The 23375-nt window shown below is 72.7% G+C and carries 17 protein-coding genes; 8 read left to right on the top strand and 9 right to left on the bottom strand.

Going from position 1 to position 23375, the window contains the following annotated elements; all coding sequences use genetic code 11:
• Positions 1-2587 precede the first annotated feature (2587 nt).
• Together ACWGJO_RS35025 and ACWGJO_RS35020 are read right to left on the bottom strand one after the other, a co-directional pair.
• Positions 2588-2872 carry a hypothetical protein gene (locus ACWGJO_RS35025; protein ID WP_452189781.1) on the bottom strand — a complete coding sequence of 95 codons (285 nt, stop codon included), beginning with the start codon at positions 2870-2872 and terminating at the stop codon, positions 2588-2590.
• A gap of 260 nt (positions 2873-3132) precedes the next feature.
• Positions 3133-4125, bottom strand: coding sequence for a hypothetical protein (locus tag ACWGJO_RS35020; RefSeq protein ID WP_452189780.1), 993 nt, complete (start codon positions 4123-4125; stop codon positions 3133-3135).
• Positions 4126-4502: 377 nt separating this feature from the next.
• Between ACWGJO_RS35020 and ACWGJO_RS35015 the strand changes: the two genes are divergently transcribed.
• Entirely contained in the window at positions 4503-4901 is a 399-nt protein-coding gene (locus ACWGJO_RS35015; protein ID WP_452189779.1) for a squamosa promoter-binding protein 15, read from the top strand.
• Between the two features lie 468 nt (positions 4902-5369).
• Here ACWGJO_RS35015 and ACWGJO_RS35010 read toward each other — a convergent pair whose 3' ends face one another.
• Both ACWGJO_RS35010 and ACWGJO_RS35005 read right to left on the bottom strand, forming a co-directional pair.
• Positions 5370-5990, bottom strand: a complete 621-nt coding sequence (locus tag ACWGJO_RS35010) for a hypothetical protein (protein WP_401055006.1) — start codon at positions 5988-5990, stop codon at positions 5370-5372.
• Between the two features lie 3 nt (positions 5991-5993).
• A complete protein-coding gene (locus tag ACWGJO_RS35005; protein ID WP_452189778.1) occupies positions 5994-7880 on the bottom strand; it encodes an acyltransferase in 1887 nt (628 codons plus the stop codon).
• Positions 7881-8046: 166 nt separating this feature from the next.
• Between ACWGJO_RS35005 and ACWGJO_RS35000 the strand changes: the two genes are divergently transcribed.
• The 5 genes from ACWGJO_RS35000 (at position 8047) to ACWGJO_RS34980 (ending at position 14800) form a co-directional block, all read left to right on the top strand.
• Complete coding sequence (locus tag ACWGJO_RS35000) at positions 8047-9456, top strand: DNA-binding protein (RefSeq protein ID WP_452189777.1); 1410 nt, start codon at positions 8047-8049, stop codon at positions 9454-9456.
• Positions 9457-9562: 106 nt separating this feature from the next.
• Positions 9563-10378, top strand: a complete 816-nt coding sequence (locus ACWGJO_RS34995; protein ID WP_452189776.1) for a TnsA-like heteromeric transposase endonuclease subunit — start codon at positions 9563-9565, stop codon at positions 10376-10378.
• The gene (locus tag ACWGJO_RS34990; RefSeq protein WP_452189775.1) at positions 10375-12582 is read left to right on the top strand and encodes a transposase; all 2208 of its coding nucleotides are present in this window, start codon (positions 10375-10377) and stop codon (positions 12580-12582) included. The genes ACWGJO_RS34995 and ACWGJO_RS34990 overlap by 4 nt, the downstream gene beginning before the upstream one ends.
• 260 nt (positions 12583-12842) lie before the next feature.
• On the top strand, positions 12843-13781 hold the full coding sequence (locus ACWGJO_RS34985; protein WP_452189783.1) for a TniB family NTP-binding protein: 939 nt from the start codon (positions 12843-12845) through the stop codon (positions 13779-13781).
• Positions 13778-14800 carry a TniQ family protein gene (locus ACWGJO_RS34980; protein ID WP_452189774.1) on the top strand — a complete coding sequence of 341 codons (1023 nt, stop codon included), beginning with the start codon at positions 13778-13780 and terminating at the stop codon, positions 14798-14800. Before ACWGJO_RS34985 ends, ACWGJO_RS34980 begins: the two co-directional genes overlap by 4 nt.
• Before the next feature lie 126 nt (positions 14801-14926).
• Here ACWGJO_RS34980 and ACWGJO_RS34975 read toward each other — a convergent pair whose 3' ends face one another.
• Entirely contained in the window at positions 14927-16270 is a 1344-nt protein-coding gene (locus tag ACWGJO_RS34975; RefSeq protein WP_452189773.1) for a hypothetical protein, read from the bottom strand.
• 737 nt (positions 16271-17007) lie between these two features.
• Between ACWGJO_RS34975 and ACWGJO_RS34970 the strand changes: the two genes are divergently transcribed.
• Positions 17008-17166: a hypothetical protein gene (locus ACWGJO_RS34970; RefSeq protein WP_452189772.1), complete on the top strand. Its 159-nt coding sequence runs from the start codon at positions 17008-17010 to the stop codon at positions 17164-17166.
• A gap of 636 nt (positions 17167-17802) precedes the next feature.
• On the opposite strand, the gene ACWGJO_RS34965 is transcribed toward ACWGJO_RS34970, so the two are convergent.
• From ACWGJO_RS34965 to ACWGJO_RS34950, 4 genes are all read right to left on the bottom strand, one after another.
• Positions 17803-18165: a hypothetical protein gene (locus ACWGJO_RS34965; protein WP_452189771.1), complete on the bottom strand. Its 363-nt coding sequence runs from the start codon at positions 18163-18165 to the stop codon at positions 17803-17805.
• A 633-nt stretch (positions 18166-18798) separates the two neighbouring features.
• Positions 18799-19773 (bottom strand): hypothetical protein, encoded by a 975-nt coding sequence (locus ACWGJO_RS34960; RefSeq protein WP_452189770.1) that lies wholly within the window; start codon positions 19771-19773, stop codon positions 18799-18801.
• Positions 19770-21110 carry an MFS transporter gene (locus tag ACWGJO_RS34955; protein ID WP_452189782.1) on the bottom strand — a complete coding sequence of 447 codons (1341 nt, stop codon included), beginning with the start codon at positions 21108-21110 and terminating at the stop codon, positions 19770-19772. Before ACWGJO_RS34955 ends, ACWGJO_RS34960 begins: the two co-directional genes overlap by 4 nt.
• A gap of 2 nt (positions 21111-21112) precedes the next feature.
• On the bottom strand, positions 21113-22489 hold the full coding sequence (locus ACWGJO_RS34950) for a discoidin domain-containing protein (RefSeq protein ID WP_452189769.1): 1377 nt from the start codon (positions 22487-22489) through the stop codon (positions 21113-21115).
• 392 nt (positions 22490-22881) lie between these two features.
• Here ACWGJO_RS34950 and ACWGJO_RS34945 point away from each other — a divergent pair, with 392 nt between their 5' ends.
• Positions 22882-23223: a DUF302 domain-containing protein gene (locus ACWGJO_RS34945; RefSeq protein ID WP_452189768.1), complete on the top strand. Its 342-nt coding sequence runs from the start codon at positions 22882-22884 to the stop codon at positions 23221-23223.
• Positions 23224-23375 lie beyond the last annotated feature (152 nt).

Raw genomic sequence — 23375 nt, 5'->3', positions numbered from 1 at the left:
CGTCTGCTCCGCAGACATGACGCGCCGTCACTAGCGTGACGGAGCGTTGCGGCGCCCCTCCGGGGCGCAGTAGCGGAGTGTGACGTCGGCTCCGCCGCCGTCCGGTCGCCGGGGGTCCGGCTCGGCGGCCGGGTGCCCCTCCGTCGGGGTGCCGGCGCTCCGCACCGGCGGGCCCATGACACTCCGTCCGGGCCCGGCCTGGGCAGTATTTCTGCTGGTCGGTTGGGGTTTTGGCGCACTCCGTGCGCCTGGCTGACCGGGAGGAGGGGGTGGGCCCTCGCCCTTGACGCCGTCCCCCTGCCCGTCGTGGCCGGGGCCGGACACCCCAACACCGGACACACACTGTCACAGTGCCGACCCCGGCGCAAGACCACCCCGCCAGCGACGTCACTCTCCGCCACGTAGTCCAGACCTCCCACAGTGGTCTAGACCCATTACCCTTTCCCGACCCTCCGAAACCTCCCGACAATGCCACCAGACCCTGTATCAGAACACCCTCGTCAGCCAATCCCGCCGCAATCCCTGCCCCGCCCCGCACGACCCCTTCGGAATGCATCACACCGGAGCTGTGCAGACCCAGGAAACCCACCCCACACCCCCTCAGAAAACCACCGCACCGACCCGTTGACGATATGACGCAGAATTCCAGTAAAAACCCAACCCCGAACCGATCCACCCCATGCAAAAACCCCATCAAAACCCGCCATGCAAAAACCCCATAACCCGGGGCGCTGGGCCGGGCGGCGGCCCGCTGCACCGCCGGCTGGCCCAGCGCCCCGGGGACAGCACGACCGCACCGACCCGGCCGGGCGCAGCCGAACGCGACGCCGACGAGCAGGCCCGGACAGCGCCAGCTCGACGCACACCACCAGGACGACGTCAGCAACGTCGGCGACGCCCAGGACCACGACCCGGGCACATGCATCAAGGTGTCACCGGGCGACGTCCCTTGATGTCACCATGCCTCCGCACCTTGATGACACCCACCAGTTCCCCGCCCCGGACACCACCGCCAAAGCCACCCGGTGACACCCACCACTCCCCCAGCGACAACAAACCGCAGATTCGCAACGAGCAGATCCGCACGGCGCCGGCTCGACGCGCACCACCAGGACGACACCGGCGACATCGCCGACGTCGCCCAGGACCACGACCCGGGCGCAGCACGCCGGGCCCGGCCGGGCGGCAGGACAGGACCGCAGACACCCCCTTGAGACCGCAGAACCTCCCGTCCAGGGGGGCGGAGCTCACGCCCCCGCACAGGAAATCCTCCCGCCACCACCCCGGACAGCGGCCCGGCGGCCGCCGAGAACGGCCCCACCGAGAACGGCCCGGCCCGGGCGGGGCGCAGCACGGGGCACGAGCGACCCCAGGACACCGCCCGCCGGCCCGCTGGCGGCCTCCGGCGCCCCGTACGGGCCCTCTGCCCGCCCGGCCGGGCGGAGGGGCGCGGCGGGGTGTTGGTGGCTGCTGGCGGGGGCGTGCGGCTCCGGGTGGGGCGGCCCGGGGTGCGGGCTCGCCGGTTCCCTGCCCGGGTGGGCTGCGGCCGGGAGCGCTCGGCGGGGCTGGCTGCGGCCCGGGGACGCGGGCGGCTGGGGCCGGCCGCGGAGAGACCACGGCCCGCCGCAGGCGCGAACACCGAACCGACCACCACCAAGACCAAGGACCGGAAGAGAAGGGGTTGTCGGAGTTTCCGGACCGCTCCGCATGTGCTCTGACCTGCGGTGATAGTGCGCCCGGCCGGGTCGTCATGTGCTCACAAGACCACTCGCAAGGGTGCTGACAAGACCAGTGACAAGGGTGTTCACAAGGCATCTCACAAGATGCGGCCGGTCGGCCGCGCCCCGAGCTGGCTGCGCCCTGCTCCCCTGTCGAACGCTCCAGTGGTGCTGCTGGGGCTGGCTGCGGACTGCGGCTGGCTAGCCGAGGCCAGCGCAGCGCCGGACGGCCCCGCCGGACGCACCACCAACCAAGAGCCCCGCAGGGCCGCGAACCCCCGCTGCCCAACCACACAAAGGAGAAGAAGGGGCGTCAGGAGAGGGTTGTCAGAATTTCCGGCGGCTCTGGCAGGCCGTCCGAGCTGCGCCGATGTCGTGGTGCGCTCCGGCCCGGGGTGGTGGCGTCAGGAGCTGCGTCGGGAGCCGCGTCAGGAGTTGCGTCAGGGGCTACGTCGGGAGTCGCGTCGGGGTGGCCCGCTTCACTGCGGCCGGCACCGCCGGACGCACCACGGAGTCGACAGCCCCGCAGGGTGGGAACCCCCGCCGTTCAACCGCACACCCCACCCACCCATCCATTCACCAGGGCCAGGAGGAAGGGCAGCACAGAGGGGGTTGTCGGAATTTCCAGGGCGTCTGACAGGTGGTCTGACCTGCGCCGATGGCGGATCTGCCGTGGAAGGGCAGGGGTACCTACGGTGGTGCCTGCGGTGGTGCCTGCGCACGTACCTGCGGTGGTGCCTGCGGTGGTGTCTACGTGGCCCGGGGCGGGCCCGTCCCCGGGCGAGGGGTGGCGAGCGGGCCGGGGAGAATCCTGGGGGTGGTGCGCGCCGCTCTCCATTGCCCGCGGCGCGCACCGCCTCTTGGCCGGGCTACTGGTCGGTGCGGCGGTGGCGTCCGGTGGGCCGGGGCGGCCGTTCGCCGGCGGGCGTCGGCAGGTCGACGGCGGCGGGGACGCCGACCAGGGCGGCGACGTCACATGTCAGGGTGCCGCAGGACGGGCAGGCGCCCGGCGCGGCCAGCACTCCCGGCCCGGCCGGCTTCTCGAACATCAGCAGCGTGCGCGCGCACTCGGCGCAGCCGAGCGGGCCGGTGCCCAGTTCCGGGTGCGTCTGCACCCGGTCGAACCCGAAGTCGTCGTCGTCCGTGTTGTCCATGCCGGTCCAACGAGGCGGGTGGCCGGTCGATCACGGGCCGGGTCGGCCGGTCGGCGGGCGGTGACGTCCTTCTCCGCCCGGGCCTGGGCGGGGCGGGCGCCGTGGTGGAGGGTGCGGATGTCGTCACGGCCGGTCCGGCGCAGCCACATGGCGCCGTCGTCCGGCTGGCGGTCGAGGACGGCCCGGCCCAGGCCGCTGACGGTCGGGCGCGGGGCGCAGGCGGTTGGGGAAGAGTGCCAGCCGCGGCGCGTTGTCGGTGGTCACAGGCGCTCCTCCTCCTGGCCGTCCTGGCCGTTCTGGCCGTTCTGGCCGTTCTGGCCGTTCTGGCCGTTCTGGCCGTCCGGCTGGGCGGTGTGCGGGGCGTCGGCGGCCATGCGCTGCAGGAGGAGCAGGAGGCGGTCGACTGTGCCGGGCGCGGTGGGGGTGCGGTGCCAGCCGGTGGTGGGGTCGAGGTCGGCGCGCCAGGCGGTGACGCCGATGGATGCGGTGTTCACCCGGCTTTCGGTGAGCACGTCGGGGTTGAGCTTGAGTCGGGTGAGGGCGTCGCGTAGGGGGGTGAGGTCGCTGGGGGTCCAGTGGATGACGGGGCGGCCGCGGAGCAGGGCGTTGAGGTCGTCGAGGGCGGGGGCGGGGTCGAGGGCGTGGGCGTGGGCGGGGGCGCCGGGGGTGCGGGGGCCGGTCAGGCGCACGGTGCGGTCGTAGAGGGTGGCGCCGGTGTGGTCGAGGGCGGTGATGCGGGCGGCGGCCGGGGGGCGGGGGTTGCCCGCTGCGGTGGGCTGGCCGGGGGTGTAGTGGATGTGGAGGACGACCAGGTCCTCGTCGTCGAGGAGGCGGGCGGCGGTGGCGGCGGCCTGCTGGGCGGCGGCGTGGGCCTGGGCCTGGCTGGTGCGCAGTCGCTGGATGTGGGTGCAGGTGCCGCACAGGGGCCGGTTGTCGCCGGGGGCGGGGGTGCAGGGGGTTTCGGGGTGGGCGCCGCAGTCGTGGCAGGTGCGGGTGTTGGTGGTGCGGCGGGCGGCGGCCGCGGCGAGCTGGGCGGCGGTGGCCGCGGTGGGCGCGGACTCGTGGATGTTGTAGAGGTTCCAGGGGCCGGGTCGGCCGGCGGGGTTGCGGGCGGTGACGGTCGCGCGCACGGGGCCGGCGGGCTGGCGCGGGAGGTCGAGGGCGGCGAGCTGGGTGGTCGTGCGCAGGTGGGCGGGGACCTGGCCCCACCAGTCGTAGACGGTCGGCGAGGTGGTGCTGACGGGCGGTTCCACGTGCTGCTCCTCGGGGTGAGGGTTCGACGGGTTCAACGGCGGCCGCTACCAGGTGGTGGCGGCCGGCCTGGTGGTGGCTGCCGGACGGACGGTTGGAGCGGGGGTGGCGTCACGGCGTCGTGACGCCACCGGGTGGGGGCTGAGCTGGGGAGATGGGCCGGTGCCGGGCCCGGTGGGGTGGGCGCGGCACCGGTTGGTGGCGGGTGGTGTAGGTTCCGCGCTTCGGTTTCGAATTGTCGCGCCATGACCTGCGGCTACTGCCGAGTCCGCGTGACCTGTCGTACGAACCTGTCCGCGATCACGCGTCGGATCCTCCGCGTGGTTCACCGTGCGAGAACTCAGTAGCAGGACAACCAGCGATTGTGTTGAATCCTGGCGTGAGTCACGTTGCGAACGTCATGATTTCTGTGGATCCGGATGATCGGTCGGGTGTCGAGGAGCTGAGTCAGTGGTTGCAGACGTCTGCCCCGCGGCGCGGCTTCGGCCCGGGCGCTGTCGGCTGGGTCGGCTCGCTCAAGGAGACCACCGGCAGCGACACGCACTGGGGCGGCGGCAAGTACCCGGAGTGTGATGTCTATGCCGGAGCGCTCAACCATGCCGACCTGGCTGGGCTGGTGGCGCATGTCGAGCGCATCGCCTGGGAGCACCCTGAGTTCGTGCAGCTGTTCGTGATGGACCAGGAACAGGTCTACTTCCGTGTGTGGATGTTTCACGGTGCGGATTTGCGGCAGATCGTGCCCGAAGGCCGGGAGGAAGAGGTCTGGTCGAACGGGTGACGCTCCTGCCCGGTCACATCGGACCCGGCAGCCGGCCGGTGCGTCGAATCCCCTCGCGGCGCCGCAGCAGTTGGTGTCTGCGAGCAGGCGCTACTGCCGCGTCTCAAAGGCCATCCTGAGGCATTCTGGGCTGGTGCCGAGGGTGCGTGCCGCGGCGGTCAGCGACATCCGGCGGGTCCGGATGAGCGTGGCTGCTTCGGCGGTGTCAGGAAGGGCCAGCCCTACAGGTGTGTAGGGTCTCGCGGCTCGTATCGGACAACGATCCCGCGACCTGCGGGTCTACCCGCTGTCGCACGTCGTGTCGGACGCTCGGCGTCTCAGCTGCGTGTCGGAATTGTCGGCCCTGCCGACCGGTGGACGCTGGCGCGGCCCGCTGAACTGCGGTGTCTCACCGCAGTGTCGGATCCGACTTCCATCCGGCATCGACCGTGAGATTCCGACACGAGCCGCGAGACCCTACAGGGTGGTTCAGGCGCCGAGGCCGACGTGGGAGACGTACTGGTAGGCGCCGTAGTCGGAGTCGAGGTCGGCGATGATGTCGTCCCAGATGGATTCGAGGGTGTCGGCGTCGCCGGTGGTGAGGGCGTCGACGGCGTCGTCCCAGATGTAGCGGGCCTGGAAGCTGCGCACGCGGAGGTTGTCGCGGCGGCGGGGTTCGTCGACGACGTCCTGGTTGATGGGGTGGATCTCGATGCGGGTGCCGCGGCCGTCGCGGTTCAGGTACGCCTTGAGGATCGCGGGGTTGTTCAGGACGTTGGCGGCGCGCAGGTTCCAGTAGGCGGTGTCGATGGCGTCGGCGTTCGCGGGGCGGGGACGCTGGGTTCCCTTCGTCCAGGCGCGGATGGTGGAGGCGGCGGCGGTGACGCCGGCCTCCGTGAGGGCCTCGCGGCCGCCCTTGTGGGTCATCAGGTAGCGCATCCGGGCGGTCAGGCCGCGGCGGGTGGACGGCGGGGACTTGATGCCCCCTTCGATGATCATGCGTTCCAGGACGTCCTCCAGCGCCCGTCCCAGCGCGACCGAGCCGTGAACGTTGCCGCGGTCGCGGTCGGCGCCGTAGCGGCCGAAGTTCTTCCATCCGTCCGTCGACATTGTTTAGGCGCTCCGGTTCCGGGTGCGGGGCAGGGTGTACTGGTCCTTGAGTTTCAGCTGCGTGGTCAGGCGGCCCTCCTCGAAAACGCCGCCGTTGGCCTTTCGCCATTCGCCGCCGGTGACGTGGAGTTCGTCGGTTCCGCGCAGCGCGACGACCGTGAGACCGGCCTTGTGGGCGCGCTGGGACTTGTACCAGAGATTCGCGAACGCCTGCGAGCGGATGATGTGCATCCAGTCGGGGCGGCGGATGTCGCGATTGTAGGTGGATTCGCCGATGGTGGAGGCGAATTTCGCGTACATCGCCTTGACGTATTTTTCGGTGACGGTGTCGCCGTCGGCGATGGCGTTTTCCCGGGCCTGGGTGAGGACCCGGCGGAACTTCTCCAGCAGGCCCTCGGAGGCGCCGGACGTCCAGGCCTCGGTGATGTGCGGGGCTTCGGCGAGGCCGAGTTTGTGGCAGCGGATCAGCAGCCGCACGGTCGCCTCGTCCAGGAGCACCGGCCCGCCCTCGTGGCGGTTGCCGATCGGGTCCGGCAGGTGCGGGTGCTCCCAGGCCGGACGCTGCGGCAGCAGGTAGGCACCGGAGCGCTTGGGGTCCCAGCCGCCGTCCGGGCGGTGCTGGAGCGCGCCGATCGGCAGGTGCGTCTTCAGGGCGGAGCAGTAGGCGGCGTTGGTGTCCAGGACGTCGACCGCGATCTCGGCGAGAGTGCCGGCCTTCAGCCGCGCCATCAGCGGGGCGTTCTCCCACTTGTGGCGGCCCTCCCAGATTTCGTCGGCGCCGTTCCGGGATTTCTTGGAGAGGAATTCCAGACGTTCCGGATAGGCGGTGTGCTCGTACGCGGCGCCGACCCGGGTCGCGTCGAACAGCGTCATCGCATTCGGAATGGCCTTCTTTTCGAGCGCCGCGGACGCCGCCTCGGTGTCACCGTCGTGCTCCTCCAAGGCCTGCTCGACCGCCGAGGTGATCATGTCGAGGTAGTAGCCCAACTCCCGGCCCGTACCGGCGTACTCCCGGCTGCGCGCGCTGGGACCCGACGACCGGGGCGCAGCGGACGGCGCAGAGGCCGAGGCCGGGGGCACGGGGCCGGGCACGGCGGTCACCGGGGTGGTGGCCGGGACGGCGACGACGTCGGCCTGGTCGATGTCGGTGGCCGGGGTTTCGGGGCCGGCGGCCGGGGCAAGGGCGGGAGCAGCGTGGTCGGCGGGGGCGGGAGCCGGGTCGGTGCCGACGACGGCCCGCCGCGGTACCACGGTCGCTTCGGTCGCTCCGTCCTCGGTGGGGGTGCACCAGCCGCCGAGGTGGAGCGGGCGGCCGCCGATCCGGTGGGTGACGGGGCGTCCGCACTGCTCGCACGGCGCGGCCGGGTGGAGCAGTGGCCGGCCGTCCGGGCCCCGGTCGTAGTCGGCGCTGGGCGAGCCGACCAGGGCGGCATCGACAAGGAGCTGCTCGTCCGGGCTCACGGCCGGCCCCGCGCCGACCGGGGGCTCCTCGGCGGCGGTGGCCGGGGCCGGGTCCTCCGCCGGGCGCCGCGCCGGGGCTGCGGGGGCGGTCGGCACGGGGAGCGGGACCACCGGGCCGGGCGCGGCCTGGGCGGCGAACGTCGGCGGCACCGGGGAGGCCGCGGGAGCCGGCGCGGCGGTGCCGGGCGGCCAGGTGAGGGACTGGGCGGCGTGGGTCGGCCCGGCGAGCAGATCCAGCGGTCCCATCCCCCAGTGGCCGGCCAGCGCGTCGACCTCGTCCAGGGACCACGGCTGCGCGCCGCTCTGACGGCGGCTGACCTTGTCCTGGGTCAGGCCGAGCGCGATGGCGAGATCACGCTGGCTCTCGCCGGTGCGCTGCCTGATCGCGGCGATGGTGAGCCGCAGCGTTTCCAACGTACTGAGTGCCATACACGGCATCATATCCATGTGGCATGGATATTTTCCATAAGTCATGGCTGATTCGCTAATTTGGGTGACGCGGGTTCGGTAGCTGGTGAGCATGGGGAACGGGGAACACGCGTCGTCGGCCGCCTTTCTCCGGAAGCCTGGGGTCATGGTTTCCGGCGTCTTCCGTGTGTCGCCTCTCCCCGGGGAGACGACCTTCTCGCTTCTTGGCCGGCTCGCCGCCCGCTACGGCCTGGACGAGGGCGCCCTTCTGACGTGCTGGCAGTGGCGCGGCCAGCGGCCGCGGCACGAGGGCGGTGCGCCTCGGGCGGACGCCGAGGTGCTGCTGGACGCGGGCGGGCAACGGGTGCTGGCCGGGTTGTGCGGAGTCGGCGAGGAACTGTTGGGGAGGGTGCTGCCCTCGTGGGGGCTGGAGGACGGGAAGCCGGCCTCGCGGACGGGCGGGAACGGTCCTGGGGCGGTGTGGCGGGTGGGCGGTGCGGTGGTGGGGCCGGTGGCGTTCGGGTGCCGGTCGTGTGCGGCGCGGCGGACCGGGGCTGCGGTGCGGGTGGCGCGGTACGCGCAGCGGTGGGAACGGGTGTGTGCGCTGCACGGGCGGTGGCTGCTGGATGCTGACGCGGACCAGCCGCTGGAGTGCCTGGACGTGCGCGGGCTGCCGGAGATCGCCGCGGCGCAGCGGCGGTGGGTCCGGGTGGCAAGGCACGCGGTGCGGGCGGGGGTGGGGCCCGGGGAGGTGTTCGCGGTGGCGTATGCGGTGGTGTGCCAGTGGTGGGATCTCGCCCTGGGGTGGGAGCAGGAGCGGATCTGGCCGGCCCGGCTGCACGGCCTGGCCGGCGGGGATGCGGGGCCCGGGTTCTGGTGGTGGCGGGCGGTGGCCCGGGAGGCCGCGACGTTCCCCGAGGTCGTCACGGTCGCCGGGGCCCTGGTGGACCCGGTGGTGGCGGAGTTGGTGTGGCAGGACAGCGGTGCCGAGCGGATCCGTCCCTTCCCGCCCGACGGGGCGCTGTGCCGAGAGCTCGGCCGCAGGCTCGCCCGCCCCTGGCTCGGTGAGGTCGGCGCGGTCCCCGGCAGCAGCGCGCTCACCGCCTGGTGGGGAGCGCTCGTGCGCCGGCGCCGCGGCGCCGGCCACAGCGGCGAGCGGATCTCGGACCCGTGGTGGGTCAGGCGCGAGGACCAGCCGGTCTCCGTGGCGGCGCAGTTGCGGAAACTGACCCAGCGGGCCGATGGCACCATCAGCTGGAGATCAGCGGTGCCCGTGGGAGAGCGTGAGCGCATCGCGCGCCTGATCCGCGAAGCTGCCGAGTCGCTCGATGCCTCGCACCCGGACGACAGTGGGCGGGTTGCCGCCGTCAGCCGCGACCTTGTGCAGGCTCTGGCCCGCAGCGCCGAACTCGTCGACCAGGCGCTGCTGGAGACCACGGCCGCGGCCCTGCGGGCCGGAGTCCCGCTGCAGGCACTCAGCGACTGGACCGGCGTCCCTGCCGAGGACCTCCAGATGGACGTCGAAACGTACGAGGCGGGGGAACGCCGGGACCGTGGGGCGCCCTTGGGCACGGCTTTCCCATCTTGCGGTCTGTAGCGTCTCGGGTGTGGTGGCAGCGGCGGTTCATCGGGTTTTCCGCTCGTATGGGTGAGGTGCCGGCGATTGCCGTATCTGCGGCTGTCTCGGCTATTTGACTGCTCGCGTGAGTGATTTGGGAGCAGTGGCCGGGGCCGTTCGGTCTGCGGGGGCGGCGGGGTTCGAGGCGGCGTTCGCGCCGGTTGCGGGCCGGGTGGTGCAGTGGCGCTGGGAGCAGGCGGCGGCCGCGGTGCGGTTCGAGGATCTGGCGCCGGTGTCCGGGTTTCCCGCGCTTGCGGGCAAGCGGTGGGGCCCGGGCTGGTGGTGGTCGGCGACGTCGGGGCGGCTGGTGGCGCACGGGTCGGCGGCGATGCGCGTGCGGCTGATGCTGCTGGACCGCGACCCGCAGGTGGTGGGGCTGTCCGCGCGGGCGGTGCGGCTGGTGTGGCGAGAGGGGGACGGCCGGGTGCGCTCGTGGGTGCCTCAGCTGTTCGCCCGCTACGCCGACGGGACCGGGCTGCTCGCGGACTGTCCCGCTGGCGACCGGGCGGGCGGGGACGCGGCGCGGGGGGCCGCGCGGGCGCTGACCGAGGCATGCGGGCAGGTGGGATGGGTGTACCGGCGGCTTGGGCCGCCGGATCCGGTGATGGCGGCCAACGTGCGGTGGCTGGCGGGATACCGGCATCCGCGCCACCTGGGCCGGGCCGGGCTGGCCCAGGCCGTGCTCGAGGCGTTCGCCGAGCGGCGGCCGCTGGTCGAGGGGGTACGGGCGGTCGGGGACCCGCTGGAGGTGTGGCCGGTGGTCTTCCACTGCCTGTGGTCCGGGCATCTGGGCGTCGAGCTGGGCAAGCCGCTGCACGAGCGGGTCCTCGTCGGACCGGGGCGCACCGGTGGTGGACAGGAGCAGCTGGCAGGGATGGCGCGGCCGGGGGTGGGGGCGTGAGCGGGAGTTGGCGTCCGGTGGTCGCGGTGGGCTGCCATGTGCTGTTCGAGGACCGGGCCTGGCAAGTCGTGGGCCTGGAGGCGTCCGTGGTGCGGCTGGTCGACGAGCAGGGCGCGGCGGCCGCGGTGGACTTGCGGCACCTGTGCGGGTCGCCGGGGTTTCGGGTGGTGGGCGCGCAGGCGGTGCCGGGGGCGCCGCAGTGGGGGTTGTTCGAGGGGGTGTCGGAGCGTCAGCGGGAGCGGGCGCTGGCGTGGCAGCGGCACATCCAGGAGGTGGAGTGCGGACTGCCGGCGGGGCCGGGCGCATCGGGGGTGCCGCGCCCCGCGTACGACCCTGCGCGGCGGTCGATGGCCGAACGGGAGCAGGCCAAGGCCGAGGAGCTGACCGCGCTCGGCTGGCCGAAGGTGAGCCGGGCGACAGTGGTGCGGATGCGCGCCAACTACCGGCAGCGGGGACTGTGGGGGCTGGTGGACCACCGCACCACGCGCGGCTCCAGCCGTACCGGGCGCGCGGACGAGCGGGTGGTGGTCGCAGTCCTGGATGCCCTGCGCCGCCAGCGCGGCCAGTCCAAGGGGACGGTGGCGGGGCTGCGGCGGCTGACGATGGAGATCCTGGACGAGGCACACGGACCGGGCACGGTGACGATGCCGGCGCCCGCGACGTTCTACCGGCTGGTCCGCTCGCTCGCCGACCCGAGAGAGCTTCCCGGACGCCCCGCCAGAACGGCCACCGTCCCCACGGCGCCGTTCACTCCGACGAACGTGCTGCGCCCCGGCGAGCAGGTCATGCTCGACACCACCCGCCTCGACATCATGGTGGTCTTCGACCAGGGCGTCGTCGGCCGGCCCGAACTCACGATCGTCCTCGACGTCGCAACGCGCTCCATCCTGGCGGCCGTCCTGCGGCCGGCCTCGACCAAGGCGGTGGACGCAGCTCTGCTGCTCGCGGAGATGGCAGTACCCCACCCGATGCGCCCCGGCTGGCCGAAGGCCCTGGAGCTGTCGCACGCGGCCGTTCCCTACGATCGGCTGCTGACCCTGGACGCACGGCTGAAAGGAGCGGCCGCGCGGCCGGTCATCGTGCCGGAGACCGTCGTCGTCGACCGCGGGAAGGTCTTCGTGTCCGAGGCGTTCCTGGCCGCGTGCGAGACGCTGGGGGTGAGCGTGCAGAGCGCCCCGCCCCGCCAGCCGGCCGCCAAGGGGCCGGTGGAGCGCACCTTCGGCTCCATCAACACCCTGCTGTGCCAGTACGTCGCCGGATACACCGGCTCCAACGTCACCCGCCGCGGCCGCGACGTCGCCTCCCAGGCCCGCTGGACACTCCCCCAGCTACAGGACCTGCTCGATGAATGGATCACCGCCGGCTGGCAGAACCGCCCCCACGAAGGACTGCGGCACCCCATGATGCCCCGGGCCTGCCTGTCACCCAACGAGATGTGGGGCGCCCTGGTCGCGACGTGCGGCTACCTACCCGTCCCTTTGAGCGGCGACGACTACACCGAACTGCTGCCCGTGGTGTGGAAGGCCGTCACCGACCGCGGCATCCGCGTGGACCACCGCACCTACGACCACGCCGTCCTGAACCCGCACCGCGGCCACCCCTCCCCCGTCACCGGCCAAGGCGGCAAATGGGAGGTGCACCACAACCCCCACGACCTGCGCCAGGTCTGGATCCGGCTGCCGAACGGCAAGCTCACCGAGATCCCCTGGATCCACCGCGACCACGCGACCAGCCCGTTCAACGACCACATCTGGCAATACCTCAAGACCCAGGTCGCCCGCCGCCCCGACCGCGACCACTACGAAGCCGCCCTCGTACGCGCCCTCGACGACCTCCTGCTGCGCGCCCGCACCGCGAACACGAACAGCAACGAGCGAGCCCGCACCGCACGCCACATCACCGGCACCGCCCGCCCTGCCGACGCACTCGACACCATCACCACCGCCACCATGGAAGCGGGGGCGGCGAGCGGAACGGACCCCGGCCGGAAGAACGCGCGCCAAGGAGAGGGCATGGGCCCGGTGCCGCAGCAGGCCACCGGCCTCCGGGACTCCGAGCGGGACGACGGCTCCAGCCCCTGGCGGCCCTGGGCCGATTCCCTGGACGACGCGGAGGCGGACACGGACATGGACGAACTTGGCGACGAGGAGCCCGAGACCGGCTTCCCCCTCTACAACGCCCGTCTGGAGGCCGAACAGTGGTGAGGCGCAGCACGAACGACACCGTGCCCGGCGGTTCCGGGCACCGCGGGGCGGCCAGGCCGGGCAGGAACGGGCGGCCCGCCCCGGGGCAAGGCGACCCCGGCCCGCGTGAAGCCGCCGGACCGTCGTATGCGGCGCTCCCGGCGGCCTCGGTCCCGTGGGCGGGCCGCGGCACGGGAACCGGGCCGGCGGACACGCAGGAGGACGACTGGGCCTACAGCTGCTCGACCTGGGACGGCTTCCAGCGGTTCGTCGACACACCGGTGCCCGCCCCGCCCGCTCCCGGTGCGCCGCCGCGCAGCTCGGAGGACAAGCTCGCCTACCACTCCAGGTTCGTCACCGTGCAGACCCCCGCCATCGACAAGGTCTCGCGCACCGTGCGCACCCTGATGGTCCTGGGACGCCACCAGGACACCACCGCCCGGCCCTCCCTGATCGTCACCGGGCCGGCCGCGTGCGGCAAGACCACCGCCATCCTGCACATCGGGCGCGCCTGCCACCTGGCCTCACACGCCCGCGCCGGCGCCGACGCGAGCAGGGGCACCGTGCCGGTCGCATACATCCTGGTACCGCCGGGCGCGACCGCCAAGACCCTCGCCGCAGAGTTCGCCCGCTACCTCGGCATCCCCGTCACCGCCCGGATGACACAAGCCCAGATCACCACCGCCGTCTGCCACACCTACGCCGCCGCCCGGGTACGCCTCGTCCTCATCGACGAGATCCACCGCCTCAACCCCCGCACCAGCACCGGCGCCGACGCCGCCGACCTCCTGAAAGACCTCACCGAACGCATCCGGGCGACGTTCCTCTACGCCGGAATCGACGTCACCGACACCCCGCTGTTCACCGGCGTACGCGGACAACAGCTCGCCGCCCGCGCCAGCCTCATCGACACCGGCGCACTCCCGCTTCGCCACGGCACCCGCGAACCGTTCCGCGAACTGGCTGCCGCCATGGACAACGCCCTCGACCTCGACCACCACCGCCCCGGCACCCTGCCCCGCCTGGCCGGCTACCTCCACGCCCGCACCGGCGGCAGAATCGGCAGCCTCTCACGCCTGGTGCGCCAAGCCGCCATCACCACCATCCTGGACGGCACCGAACGCATCACCCGCGCCGTCCTGGACGACATCGACCTCGACCACCTCGCCGAGGAACAGCACCGCCCCCACATCCCCACGCGCACCACCGCCCGGCAATGACGGTCACGGTCTACGCGCCTCCCGTCACCCCCGGATGCCAGCGCGTACGGCCCCTGCCGCGTGAGAGCACCGCCTCCTACCTCACCCGCCTGGCACACTCCTACCGGCAGAACCTGCCCCAACTCCTCGACGCCCTCGCGATCGCCGTCGACGCGCAAGGCAGAAGCCTCGCCACCGTGCCCGGCGCCGAACTCCACCCCAACCGCGCCGCCCAGGTACGCATCGCGGCCCTCGCCCGCATCCCACATCCCCACCTCGCCCAGGCCCTGCCCCACTGGGAACCCGTCGCCAGCACCCGCCCGGCCAGGCCCGGCAGCGGCCACGAACTGCCCCACATCACCTGGCAGCGCACCCCACGCCACCGGCAACCACCCATCGCCGCATGCCCCGCCTGCGTCCTGCACCACACCCAAGGCGCCACCCCCACAGCCTGGGCCTACACCCCCGACCACCAACGCCTGTGCACCCGCCACCACACCTGGCCCACCACAGGCGAGCACGGCCACATCCTCAACGTGGCCGCGCTACCCGAACTCCAGCACGCGCAACGCGCCCACCAGCGCCTGCTGCGTCGGCGCGGCGCGGACCTCGCCTGGAGCTGGGCCCAGACCATCACCACCCGCTGGTACGACCACCAGCAACACGCAGCCCCGCGGTGGCACCGACGCACCAGCACCCTCGCCGCCACCAATCCCCGTCTCACACCGCGCACCTCATGGGCACTCCTCGCCCGAGACGCCACCACCTACCCCGAAACCGTCACCCTCGCCCGCGTCCTCCACCACCACCGCGCACTCCTCACCCCCGACAACCACGACGGCCCCCGCCGCCACACCCACCCCGCCATCACCGCGTTCCTCCACCACACCGCCACCCGACTCGGGCTCCCCCGCCTGGCCCCCTCCGACGCCGACCCCCTGTGGACATGGATCCACCACCACACCCAAAAGCCCAGCACACCGTCACCCCGCCGTACCGCCTTCCGGACAGCACGCACCCACGCCGACGACACCAACTGAAGCAGGTCACGTCCAAGCAGTCGTCAACCGGTCCCCCACGACCGCGGGGCAGGGCTGACCGGGCAGCGGCACCTCATGCCCGCCGAGCGCAGCGCGATGGGGCTGGACCACGGTTTCAGGCCGCCGTCATGGGGTGCTTGCGGGTGGGGCCGGAAAACGGGCACGCCCCTCTTCGAACGTGCCGTTCCACAAAGACCGGTAGCCCTCCAACTCCTCGGCGCTGAGGTCACTGGGACCGCTGACACGAACCGCGGTGGTATCCCAGGGACGCAGCCCGTCGGTACGCGGTGTCAGCAGAACCCCGAGCGTGGAGACGTTCTCGGGATCGCCGGTGCGTTCAACGGCCTCGTGCTGGCGCAGCTGCACGTAGCCGGCGAAGGCCCGCTGCACCAGATCGCTGAATCGGGTGCTGGAGCCGAGGATGAGCTGGCGTCTGCCGTCGGAGTCCAGCTGCCGTCTGAAGCGCCATTTGTGTTCGTCCTGGGCCACGTTGGGGACATCATCGAGCATCTCGAGGAGCAAGTGGCCCCACTCGGTGCGGGCCGACACGGGCAAGCGGTCGAGGTCGGACAGCATGAGGTGGCGGTCTGCCTCCGTCGCGTAGGCGGGCAAGGGGCTGCGCGCGATGTCCTCCAGAAGGATCCGGGTCATCATGTGGGCACGGGTGTCGTCCTTGCCGGCCGGGACTTGGGGCAGCAGGGGAGCAGACCACGACCGGCCGCCCTCTCCCACCAGGCTCGTGTCAACGGAACCGGGCGCAGCGGCGGCGTCGGCTGCAGCGAGCTCGTAGTACCGCACGGGCTCGTCATCGAGAGCGGCCTGCGGCTGGCCGGCCGCCCGGAAGAGGTAGTCGAGGACAGCGGTCGTGGAGCGGAGCTGGTCGAAGAGGAAGTCCCAGTCGCGGCGGGTCACAGCGATCGCTGGCATTCCGGGGTCTTCCCAGCGCGCGAGGGTGCCCGCGGGGACCTGGTGGTGGTCCAGGACCACGACGGCGATCCACTCGTAGTCCTGTCCGCGCACGGTCAGGGTGCGGCCGCGGCCGTTGACGAAGTCGGCTTCGGCCAGGCGCAGCATGCGCACGGTTCCCTTGGCCTGCCGCACGGCCTTCCCTGCGACCTTGTTGATCCAGGTCCGTTCGGCGTCATCGGCCTTGGGGGCGACGGAACGGCTCTTGACCTGGACCACGGCTGCGCGTTGGCCCGCGAGCAGGAGCCGGTCGCCGAGCTCGCGCCTGCCGGAACCCTTCTGGGCGAGGGCGGGCACGAACACGAAGTCCGGCAGCCCCCACGTAGCGGCGGCCGCGTGCGTGGCCATCTCGGCCCCAGGGCCCTGCTCGACATCGGCCGGCAACGGCAGGGCATCAGGTATTCGACGCATGAACAGGCCACGAGGCGTGTCCACGACCAGAGTGAGTTCTGCGCCGCCCTTGACGGGGCGCCAGCTGACCTGCGACGACTTCGGCTCTTCCACCCCGGCTATTAGACGCCCCCAGGCCGCGAAGATCACCCACCCGTTCAACGAGATCTCAGCCGCCACCCGCCCCACAGCCCGACCGCCACAACAACCGCTCATCGGACCGACCCTGGGCCCCTGGAGTACCGGGCCCCACACCCCACACCCGCTAGCCGCCTACGGGGCTATCACCAAACCCGCCACGAACGAGAAAGCCCTCAATAGAACAGCACCACTCTCACCACACCCGCGAAACCCGCAGCCCACAGATCCGCTAGCCCCTCGCCAACGCGATCAAACCACCGCCAGACCGGCCCCACCCCATCCCGACCGAACACAAGAACATCTCAACCAACCAGCAAAACCACAGCCCCACCACCACCCCGAACCGCACACCCACCGCTGCTCCATAACCCTGTCGCACCCACACCACGCACAGGGAAACAGAGGTATCCACCCACGTCACACCACACGACAACACCCCATCGCGACAGGCAACGCGACAGCAAGCGCGACAACCCCCCCCACCCACCACCAGAACCGCGCCCGGGACGGCCTCCCAGACCACCACCAGATCCACCTCCAGGGCGGCCTGACAGCCACCCAGCCGCACCCGGCACCAGCAGCTCCCGGGACGGCGGCGCAGCACCGCCCGGCGGGCCAAGCAACCTGGCAGCCGAGGAAGTTGCATATACGACCCTGACGAAGGGACAGCCCGGTCCAACCCGGCCCCCTCACCTCACAGGAGTCTTCGTATGGCACCGAACACGCCGCCCTGCAGCACCCGCGCCCGCCGACTGGCCCGCGCCCGCCGGCTCGCCCGCGCCATCGCGCTCCGAGCCCTGCTCACCGCCGCCTCCACCACCGCCAGCATCACCACCGCCACCCTCATCCACTGGCTCCTCAACCACTGAAATCCCCGTACCCGGGATGTTCCTCGTGGTGCAGACCGCGGGCGCGCACGGGCTGCACCCAAGACAGCCAGCAGCCCACGGCCGACACCCCGGACCAACCGCGCAACACCAGGACGACGGGCCGGCAGCCAGGACGGCGGACCCGGGACGGCGGCAGCCGAGCAGGGGCGCAGCAGGACCGAACGGCGGCCCCGGCCCGCGCACCGCCGGGACGGCGGCGCGGCCCGGACGACGGCGCAGCAAGGCGGGCACAGCCACCGGCGGGGAACGGCCGGGCACGGCCCGGACGAAACCGAACACCAACCCCCGCCACCTCCCCCACCCCGCAAATCCCGACCCGAATTCAGACCACCACCCGACAGCCAATCCGCCAAAACAACCGGGCGGAATTAACGGCGAAATTCACCCCCAAATACAGGCCCACAACACCCCACCGGCCCCCGAGCAGCCCCACCCCACCCCCGGACCCCACCCCGCCACCACCCCGCCAGCACCCCCGACCCGACCTGTCACCACACACAGTCACCAAACCCCGGGCCACACCAACCCCACCGAAGCCCCAACAGGCACAACCAAAGGTCCAGACAACCCGGCCTATGGGGCCATTTCACGCCCGCCACAACCAACAGGTCACACCTAGCGGCCCCTCGCCGGGTAGAGCTTCGCGTGCAGCACGCGGTCCTCCCACCACGGATCCACCGGGGCGGAGACCAGAGCGGCCACCAGCTCGCGCCTGGTCGGGAGCGGCAGCACCAGCGGGCCCAAGTCCGCTGCGGCGCGGTCCCGTTCGCACTCGGGGCACTCCAGCCGGTCGGGACCGGCCTTCTCCCCCAGCTCCAGCTTCGAGCCCTCCTTCCCCCCGATCGAGCCCCGACACGTCCAGCACGGGCGCAGCGCGGCGTTCGCCGTACGGGCGATCTGGGCGCGTGCTGTTGGTCGACAGGGCGGAAAAGCAGAAGGCAGGGCGCGGGAAGGAGGGAACTGCCTTCGGGTTGCCATCTCGGCCCCGGGCCCCTGCTCGACACCGGCCGGCAACGGCAGAGCATCAGGTATTCGACGCATGAACGGACCACGAGGCGTGTCAACAAGCAAGGTGAGTTCGGCTCTCCCGTTGACGGGACGCCAGCTGACCTGCGACGACTTCATCTCTTCCACCCCGGCTATTAGACGCCCCTTGACCGCGAAGATCACCCCCCGGTTCAACGAGATCTCAGCCGCCACCCGCCCCACAGGCCACACCCGCTAGCAATCCGCCCACCTACGGGGCTATCACCGAACCCGCCACAAGCAAGAAAGCCCCCAATGGAACAGCGCCACTCTCACCACACCCGCGAAACCCACAGCTCACGGACCCGCTAGCCCCACGTCAACGCGATCACCCCACCGCCAGACCGGCCCCACCCCATCCCGCCCGAACGCGAGAACCTCTCAACCAACCAGCAAAACCCCAGTCCCGTCACCACCCAAACCCGCACACCCACCGCTGCCCCATATCATCTGCCCTGGGACGTGGAGCGCCGGCGCGCCGGCCCGTGCGCGTCGAGGGCCGCCCGCAGCCGGTGCGCCGTCGCGGAGATCACCTCGTCCACGGGGGCGGGCGCGGCCCACCGTCCCGGGCCGGTGCGGCGGGCGTCAGGCCGGCGGGGGCGGGACGGTGACCGGGGAGGAGGCACCGGGGAGGAGGAGGCGGGGCGTGCCGGTGCCGTCGGCGGGGGTGGCCCAGACGTCGGGGGCCTTGCCCGCCCGGGCCGGGAGGGCGTAGGCGAGGGTGGCGTCGTCGAGCCAGGCGGCCTGGTCGTCGACGCTGCGGGTCTCGGCCAGCGGGTGTTCGTGGAGGTCGGCCAGGTCGAGGACGTGGAGGCGCCAGGGCGCGGCGGGATCGGCGGAGACCTTCTTCTTGAAGGCGATCCGGGTGCCGTCCGGGGAGAGCGAGGGGCATTCCACGTTCTCCCGCAGGGTGCGGGCCGACCAGGCCTTGAGGTCGCCCTCGACGAGGTGGGTGCGGCCGGCGGTGGAGACGGTGGCGTAGAAGCGGTTGTCGTCGGCGGCGAAGTTGACGCCCCAGTAGTTGACGTCGGCGGCGTGGTAGCGGGTGCCGCCGATCGTCAGCGGGATCTCCTCGACGGACTTGATCAGGTAGCCGGTGCGCAGGTCGAGGATCGAGGTGCGGGTGGAGAAGCGGTCCGCCGCGTAGGAGTCGCCGACGGCGAAGGTGGTCCAGGAGAGCACCTGGCCGGAGGGCGAGACCCGGGCCCGGTTGGGGATCCCGGGGACGATCACCGACCGGAGCTCGGTGAACCGCCGGTCGTAGACCACCGCCTGGGTCCGGGCGGGGGTGCCCGGCAGGGCGCGCAGGCACAGGGCGCGGTCCCCCGCGGCGTAGAAGCGGGCGCAGGACGGGCCGCCGGGCTCGCCGCCCGGGCTGCGGGCGACGCGGCCGGTGGCGGTGTCGCGGTAGTAGAGACCGGGCTGATCGAGCGTGAACGAGACGTCCGCGGAGACGGGTTGCGGTCCGCCGTCGCGTTGGCGGGCGTGCACCACGTAGCCGAGGGAGCCGCCCAGGAGGACGAGGGCGGCGAGGACCAGCAGGACCGTTCGCGATTTCATCGGCGCGCCTTACTTCCCGGGAGGATCCGCCAGGCGGCGGTGAGTGCGGTGGCCAGGGCGAGGGCGGCCGCGACGAGGGCCGGGCGCGGCCCCCACCACGTCCAGGCCGCGCCGAACCCGGCCGCGCCGACCAGGCGGGCCAGGGCCTGTCCGGTCTGCAGGACGGCGAGGCCGCTCGCCCGTCCGGCGGCCGGGAGCGCGGGCGCCGCCAGCGCCATCAGCACGCCGTCGGTGGCGGCGTAGAAGACGCCGAGGAGGACCAGGACCAGCACGGCGGTCGGCAGGCCCGACGGGGCCAGGAGCGTCAGGTAGGCGGCGAGCAGCGCGCCGTGGCCGAGGAGGAACGGGATCCGCCGTCCGGCGCGGTCCGCGATCCGCCCGGCGGGGACGGCGAGCAGCAGGTAGCAGGCCGCCGCGCCGAGCGGCAGCAGGGGGAAGAGCGCGGCCGACAGGTCGAGGCCGCGTTGGAGCAGGAGGTAGAGGAAGGAGTCGCCGACGGTCGCGGCGCCCAGCAGCGCGGCGGCCGCGACCACCCGCCGGAAGGCGGGGTCGGCAGTCGACCGGGCGGCCGTGCCGGTCGGGCCGGCCGTGCCGGGTGCGGCGTTCGGCCCCGCGGCCGGCCCCGCGGCCGGGAGCGCGGCCGGGAGCGCGGCCGGGAGCGCGGCCGGGACCGGGCGGGTCGATGCGGCCCGCGGCAGCGGTGCCGACGGGTCGGCCGGGACGAAGAGGCCCAGCACCACGACACCGAGCAGGCCGGTGGCGAAGCTGACCACGAACACCGCGTCGTACGCGTCCGCGGTCGCCCACAGCACCACGAAGGCGACCAGCGGGCCGAGCAGCGCCCCGGTCGTGTCCATCGCCCGGTGCACGCCGAACGCCCGGCCGAGGGTCTCCGGCGGTGCGCTGAGCGTGATCATCGCGTCCCGGGGTGCGGTGCGCACGCCCTTGCCGAGCCGGTCCGCGGCCAGCGCGGCGGCGATGCCGCCGGCGGCCCCGCCGGCCATCAGCAGGCCCAGCCGGGAGAGTGCCGACAGCAGGTAGCCGGCCCCGGCGACGGTCCGGTGCCGGCCGGAGCCGCGATCGGCGAGTCGCCCGCCGAGGAGCCGGACCAGTGCCGTGGCTCCGTTGAACAGTCCGTCGAGGAAGCCGAACTGGAGGGGCGAGAGGCCGAGGCCCAGGACCAGGTAGAGCGGCAGCACGGCGGTGACCATCTCCGAGGAGACGTCCGTGACCAGGCTGACCGCGCCGAGCGCGACGACCGTGCCCGGGACGCGCCGCCCCACCCCGGTGGGGCGGGGCGGCGCGTCCGGACGACGGCCCGTGGTGGCCAGGTACATCATCAGTGGCAGCTGTAGGTCGGGCTGGTGTCCTTGGCCTTGCCGTCCGTTCCGACGAAGCTCCAGCCGTACCCGGAGTCGGTGAGGTCCAGCTTCAGCACGCCGTAGTCGCCGCTGATCCGCTTCTGGCTGTTCGGCTGGACCTGCTCGATCGGGTACGGTTCGGCGCCGCCCATCCCGCCGACGATCTCGACGATCCCGTCGGCGGTGGCCTTCCCGTCCGGGTCCTGCGGGGCGAACCGCTCGTAGTGGTGGTCGTGCCCGTTGAGCACCAGGTCCGCCCGGGCGTCGTAGAGGATCCGCCACACCGGCCGGGAGACCGGGTCGTTGCCGTGCCCGCCGGAGGAGTACAGCGGGTGGTGCCAGTAGGCGGCGACGCACTTGCGGGTGTTGGCCGCGAGGTCGGCCTTGAGCCAGTCGATCTGGGCGCTCTGGTCGAAGGCGTTGGAGTCGAGGGCGACGAAGTGCCAGTTCCCCTCGTCGAAGCTGTACCAGCTCTTGCCCTGCGGGTAGGCGATGCTGCCGAAGTACGCCTTGTACCCGGAGAGCGAGCCGGCCGGGTCGTAGGTCTCGTGGTTGCCGGGGACGGGGTGGGTCTTCGCCTTGAACGCGCCCCAGCTCTTGTCGTAGTAGGCGCGGAAGTCCGACAGCCGGGCGTCGTCGTACTGGTTGTCACCCATCGTCAGATAGAACTTCGGGTCGATCTTCCGGGCGAGGACGGCGGTCTTCGGGTGCGCGCAGGCGCTGTCCGAGGCGGTGCACTGCGCCGCGATGTCACCGGCCGCGACGACGGTGAACGCCCCGCCCGGGGCGGTCCCGGTCGGCGACGGCGTGGCGGTCGGCGAGGGCGTGGCGGTCGGCGAGGGCGTGGTGTCCGTGACCCCGTAGACCTCCATCTCGAACAGCGAGTACCCGTAGGACGTGCCGCGGGCCGTGCCGTACATCCGGACGTACCGGCCCTTGCCGGTCAGCCCGGTCCAGTCGTCCGTGCCGCCGTTGCCGGTCTTCTCCTCGGCGACGGTGGTCCAGGTCGCCCCGTCCGCCGACACCTCCAGCCGGTACGCCTTCGCGTACGCGGCCTCCCAGGAGAGCTTGATCCGCGAGACGGTGGCGTTCGCCCCGAGGTCGACCCGCAGCCACTGCGGGTCCTTCCCCTCCGCGCTCGCCCACCGGGTACCGGTGTTCCCGTCGAACGCCATGCCCGCCGCGTAGGACGAGCCCTCCGCGGACGAGGCCGTGGCGGCCCTGCCCCGCGAGAGCAGCGGATCGGCCGCCGCTCCCGCCCGCCCGGACCAGCCGAGCAACAGTCCGCCGACCAGCACGAGCACCGCGGCGAACACTCCGATGTGAACAGGCCTTACCGAGACTTGGGGACGCATCCCTGAACTCCCTGACCTCGAACGACGGCGAGAGCTGGACTCCGGCGGGGCCCGCACGCGATCCCCGCCGGTCGAGCGGTGGTTCCCTCACCACCGCGGCGGCCGGGTCAGAGCTCTCGCTGAGCGCGTCACGCCCCGATCGAGGGGGCGCCGCGCCAAGCCGCCGCCGAGAGCCTAGTGAAAAGTAAAGTTTCCTGACAATAGTCCGGGCGTGCCGAACTCCCGCGCGAATCGACGGGCACCGGCCTACGGGCGCCCCGGGCGACGACCCGAAAAATACCCCCGGGGGCACGGTGGAGACGGAAGCATGACGCGCGGACCGCGCACCGGGAACGGAGCACGACACGGACTACGGGATCTCCGCCACCCTCGACCTGCCCTTCGCCGAGACCGTGGACCGGGTCCGCGCCGCCCTCGCCGAGCAGGGCTTCGGCGTACTCACCGAGATCGACGTCCGGGCCACCCTGCAGGCCAAGCCGGGCGAGGAGATCGAGGACTACCTGATCCTCGGCGCCTGCAACCCGCCGCTGGCCCACCGCGCCCTGCAGGCCGACCGCCACATCGGGCCGCTGCTGCCGTGCAACGTCGTGGTCCGCGCGGTCGACGGGCGCACCCTGGTCGAGGCGATGGACCCGCAACTGCTGGTCCGCGTCACCGGGCAGCCCGTACTGACGGCCGTCGCCGACGAGGCGGCCGCCCGGCTGCGCGCGGCCCTGGACTCCCTGGAGGGCTGAGCCTGCCCGACGGCCGTGGCACGCTCACACCGAGGCCGCCCGCTCCCCGGCCGGGCTCGACCGCGTGCCGCTCCAGTCCGTGCCGCCCGGCCGCAGGCCCCTGTGCGTCCGCTCGCCGGCGGGCGCCGCCGGACCGGACGGGGGCCTGCGGC

This window comes from Kitasatospora sp. NPDC054795, assembly GCF_053611565.1.
Note: the sequence above shows the minus strand (reverse complement) of the source record. Positions and strands in the feature narration are given on the sequence as shown.